The 5,152-nt window shown below is 70.2% G+C and carries 1 pseudogene; it reads right to left on the bottom strand.

Annotation, left to right across the window (positions count from 1 at the left end):
- Positions 1 to 4,562 (bottom strand): annotated as a pseudogene (locus V6U90_RS32340) (hypothetical protein); the annotation flags it as partial.
- Positions 4,563 to 5,152 lie beyond the last annotated feature (590 nt).

Raw genomic sequence — 5,152 nt, 5'->3', positions numbered from 1 at the left:
CACGACGTCACCGCCCACACCGGGCCGGTGTGGCCGGTCAGCAACTGCGGAGACACCACCGCCGGCGGCTGCGTGGCAGCACCGGCGGGAGCCTGCCCGACGTGCGCGTCCAACTCCGCGGCCGCTGCCTCAACCCGGCCAATCCGGCCGCTCAACGCAGCGATGTCGGACACCGATCGGACGTACTCGCTCAGGTCACCCGACCCCCGCGCGAGCCTGAATTCCCGCAGCCCGTCGAGGTACCGGCGCGACAGCCGATCCAGGACCGACCGCGCCTGGCTGACGTCCTGGCCGCGGTCGGCCGCCCCCGCCAACGGCCTCTCAGCGGCTTGAAGCCTGTCAATACGCGCCGTATGGCCACCGACCAGAGCCTCCCACCGCTGGATGAGATGATCGGTGATGGTGGCCGCGCCACCGAGAGCGGCGGCATGAACCGTATCGACGAACAACGGATAGAACGTACCCATTTCCTCATCGGCCGAACCGCGCCCACCACCCGAACCGGGTGACACGAACTCGACCAACATCAACGGCGCGTCTCCGTCCCGTCCCACCACCGGGTGTCCGTACCACCTGCGGTCGCCTCCTTGCTCAACGACCTGGACCCGCACCTGGAAAAGCTCCGCCAACGCGTTCAGGAACCCACCCGAATACACTTCGGCACCGCGCCCAGACCGCAGATCCCGGATCACCACATGATCGGAACCCAGCCACCCCTCCATCCGGTCCAGCAGCGCCCCCGTCCGTGTCTCCACGTTGTCGAACCCGCGATACTGGCCCGGCCGCACACCATTGAGCGTCTGCGCCAACGAGTCCAGCAAACACAGCAGCCCGTCACCCCGGCGATCCCCCCGGTACATCCACTCCGGCAACCCACCCGCCGACGACTGCCCCCCACCCGGAACCACACCGTCCGGCCCGGCCACCCACTCGTACACCACCGGAGCATCGCCGGCGTGTGGTGACGGTGCCGCTTCCGGTGGTGGCGCGGTAACGCTGGCCTGCCCCGGCAACACCGCCGCCCGAACCGGCAACAACCGGATCTGATCCTCCAACAACTCCCGCGCCACCCCGAACGCGCTCACCGCGGAGAACAACTCCGCACGCCGCTGCTCGGACACCTCCGGCACCCGCCCCACCACGTCCACCTGCCGCGGCACCAGCGGCACGTCAAGGGCAGTCCGGAGCCTGGAAACCCGCGCTCCCGGGTCTGCCGGACCGTCCGCCGACCACAACAACGCCACATCCCCGCCATGACCAGCCAGGAACCGGGTGAACTCCGCCCCACTGCCAGACCGCACGCGGGACAGGTCAGCACGCTGCCGCCCAGCGTATCCTCGAACCACGACCGGCCCGTCCGGTCCCGTAGAGAGGACCCAGGCACCCAGATACACCGCCCGCAACACGTCCCGGACGGCGTCCGGTACCGTCGCGCCCTCTCCGGCCAAGACGATCCCCGGTGGCACCACCGCGGCCCACACCCGCCCAATCTGCTCCGCTACCAGGCCTTCCACCTCATCGGTCAACCGCCCAGCCCTCGCGAACGCCGTCACCAACTGCTGACTGTCGCGGTGCCCCGCCCATTCCTCCAGCCGCAGATCGAGCCGATCCGTTTCCGCAGCCCCACCCACCCACTCGCGTGTATGCCGGACCAACTCCTCACCCAACGCGATCAGCTGATCCACCCGCTCACCCATCCGGCGATGCGCCCGCACCCCTACCGTGCCGGCGGCGTCCGGGTCCGACAGGTCGACCGCCACCGGATCAGTCACGGTCACATCGGGAAGCATCGCCGTCAGCTCCGGAACCCGAGCCCGCCATTGCTCAGCCGCCCCGCCCGGTTGCAGCGCCGCCGCGATCGGGCGCAACTCGAGCCGCACACGGGTCCAACTCTGCGCCTCGACGAGGTTCGACACCTCCCGAGTGCCTACCACCGGCTGGCCGGTGACCATCTCACCCATCCGCACCGGCCACAGGTCATCCTCCGCCACATGCGCCAACACCACCGGCGATGCCCGCCCACCGAACCCGTGCACCACCACATACACCGGCTCCCGCAACCCCGACTCCACCGGCGGCAACGCACTGTTCAGGAACGTGTCGAACAATGTCCCCACCACCGCCGTGGGATGCGCCCGATGCGGCCGCGGCACACCCAGCACCAACACCCGCGCGCCATCCGGCACCCACCCCACCGGCCCCACGTCCGGCGTCGCCCCAGCCACACTCTCCCCGGCAAGCAACTCCGCCTGCCGCAACTCCACCACCCGCCAACGACCAAGCCCTGACCACGGCACCGGAGGGAACACCCAATTCCGCATATACGAGGCCGCTTGCTGCCCGAACCGCGCCCAACGCCCGTCCGTCGGCAGAAGGTACGGCGCATGCACACCGTGCAATCCCGTCGCCTCCCGGTAGAACTGAGCCGTCCGGGCATCCTCCGGAGAGATCGGACGCGCGTGGAACTCCCACAGCAACGCCCCACCCGCGAACGTGTCCCGACCCGAGAAATCGACAGGAATCAGACCCTCAGGAACGGACCTCGCCGCCGCGCCCGCCACATACCGCGAACGGATCGCTACCGCCCCCGACTGGCCACGCGCCAGCCGCAACGCCGCGACCTCGACCAACGTCCGAGGCTCCACCGACGGATCAGCACCATACGGCGACAACTCGATCACCGCCGCCGCAGGCACGTCCACCCCCCGGAGCCGACCATCAAGCAATCGCCCCACCAGATCCAGCACACCCTCATGCCCGCGATCGCCGAACGCCAGCACCACCCGCCACACCCCACCACGGCCCTGCACCCCGGCCAGCAGTTCAGCCGCAGACCGATCCCACGTCCTCTCACTCGCCCTCGCCGCCCACGTTTCGGCATCCGTCACCGCCTGCCGCTGCGCCACCACAGACAGACCTCGCGGATCAACCTCAGCGCCCACACCATCCGGATACACCACCACCGCCTCGGCGGGGCCGGCAGCACTGGCGAAACCCCGAACCGTCCGGAACACCTCCCCCGACACCGCGGACACAGGTCCGGGGTCGTTTCCAGCGGCAACCCGCCCACCCGGCACGGCAGGCAACCCCGCCAGCCCCGCAGCAGCCTCCGGCAGGGTCCACAACCGCACCGTCTGATCCATGCTGGTGGAGGCCAGCAGCCGCTGGCCCGACTCCTCCTGCCACGACGTCACCGCCCACACCGAGCTGGTGTGGCCTTCCAATGTCTGGATCAGGCGGCCGTCGGCCGCATCCCAGATCCGCACCGTCCGATCCATGCTGGCGGAGGCCAGCAGCCGCTGGCCCGACTCCTCCTGCCACGACGTCACCGCCGACACCGAGCTGGTGTGGCCTTCCAATGTCTGGATCAGGCGGCCGTCGGCCGCATCCCAGATCCGCACCGTCTCGTCGAAGCTGGCGGAGGCCAGCAGCCGCTGGCCCGACTCCTCCTGCCACGATGTCACCGCCGATACCGCGTCGGTGTGGCCTTCCAACGTCCCGGCCGGGCGACCGTCGGCCGCATCCCAGATCCGCACCGTCCGATCCTCGCTGGCAGAGGCCAGCATCCGCCGGCCCGACTCCTCCTGCCACGATGTCACCGCCGACACCGCGTCGGTGTGGCCTTCCAACGTCCCGGCCGGGCGACCGTCGGCCGCATCCCAGATCCGCACCGTCCGATCCATGCTGGCAGAGGCCAGCATCCGCCGGCCCGACTCCTCCTGCCACGACGTCACCGCCGACACCGCGTCGGTGTGGCCGTCCAACCTCCCGGCCGGGCGACCGTCGGCCGCATCCCAGATCCGCACCGTCCCATCCCCGCTGGCAGAGGCCAGCAGCCGCCGGCCCGACTCCTCCTGCCACGACGTCACCGCCGACACCGCGTCGGTGTGGCCTTCCAACCTCCGGACCAGGCGACCGTCGGCCGCATCCCAGATCCGCACCGTCCCATCCGTGCTGGCAGAGGCCAGCAGCCGCCGGCCCGACTCCTCCTGCCACGACGTCACCGCCCACACCGGGCCGGTGTGGCCGGTCAGCAACTGCGGAGACACCACCGCCGGCGGCTGCGTGGCAGCACCGGCGGGAGCCTGCCCGACGTGCGCGTCCAACTCCGCGGCCGCTGCCTCAACCCGGCCAACCCGGCCACTCAACGCCCCGGTGTCCACCACGGTCGACAGGGCAGGAGCAGACGGTCCGTCACCTTCCACCGGATCGGACGGCTGCCTGGCTGGGGCCGAGCCGGCCGAGTCGACCGGGACCGATACTTGCCGGGGCTGACCCGGATCGATCACCCCGTACCGCGCCCCCACGCGACCCCGACCTTCCTGAACCAGCCGCAGCAGACCACTGTCGAGCAATACCCTGATCCGCCTATGTACCGTCCGCTGCGGTATGGATGCCGCATCGGCGAGTTCTGGCTCGCTGGCGGGGATGAGCCCGTCGTCGTTTATATGGTCGATCAGGGCGTTCCACAGCTGCCGCAGCTGATCCTGCTGCTGCGTTGTGGTGGCGATGTGGTCGGCGTGCTGGTCGAACAGCGTCCGGGCCTCATCCGGGTCGCTCACCCATCGGCTGCCCGCAGGAAGGGCCGGCAACGATGCTTGCCGGGGCTGACCCGGATCGGTCACCCTGTACCGCGCCGCCACGCCACCGTGTGCTTCCCGGACCAGCCGCAGCAGACCACGGCCGCGCAATGCCACGATCCGGCCATGCACCGTCTGCTGCAATGTGGATGTCGCATCGGCGAGGGTTGACTCGCTGGCGGTGATGAACCCGTCGCCGTCCATACGGTCGATCAGGGCGTTCCACAGCTGCCGCAGCTGATCCCGCTGCTGCGTTGTGGTGGCGATGTGGTCGGCGTGCTGGTCGAACAGCGTCCGGGCCTCATCCCGGTCGCGCACCCGCCGGCTGCCCGCAGTGGGTTGGGGTTGGTCGGGGTGGAGTGGGGCGGGGGTGGTGGGTGGCTCGTAGGCCGGGTAATGAAGGGTGTCGCCGGCGTGGAGAGTGCCGGCGTCGGTGCGGGTCACCGCTGGAGAGGGCGCGAGGGATGGTTGCCAGTCCATGTCCGGCCCCTGGTAGGTGGCCCAAGCGCCGAGGTTCCCGCTGCCGTCGCCGGCCTGATCGTCGATGCGCGGCTGGCCGGGGTCGGTGGACA

Origin of the sequence: Micromonospora sp. CPCC 206060 (assembly GCF_036906895.1) — a bacterium.
GTDB lineage: Bacteria > Actinomycetota > Actinomycetes > Mycobacteriales > Micromonosporaceae > Micromonospora.
This window is presented reverse-complemented; position numbering and strand designations above follow the sequence as displayed.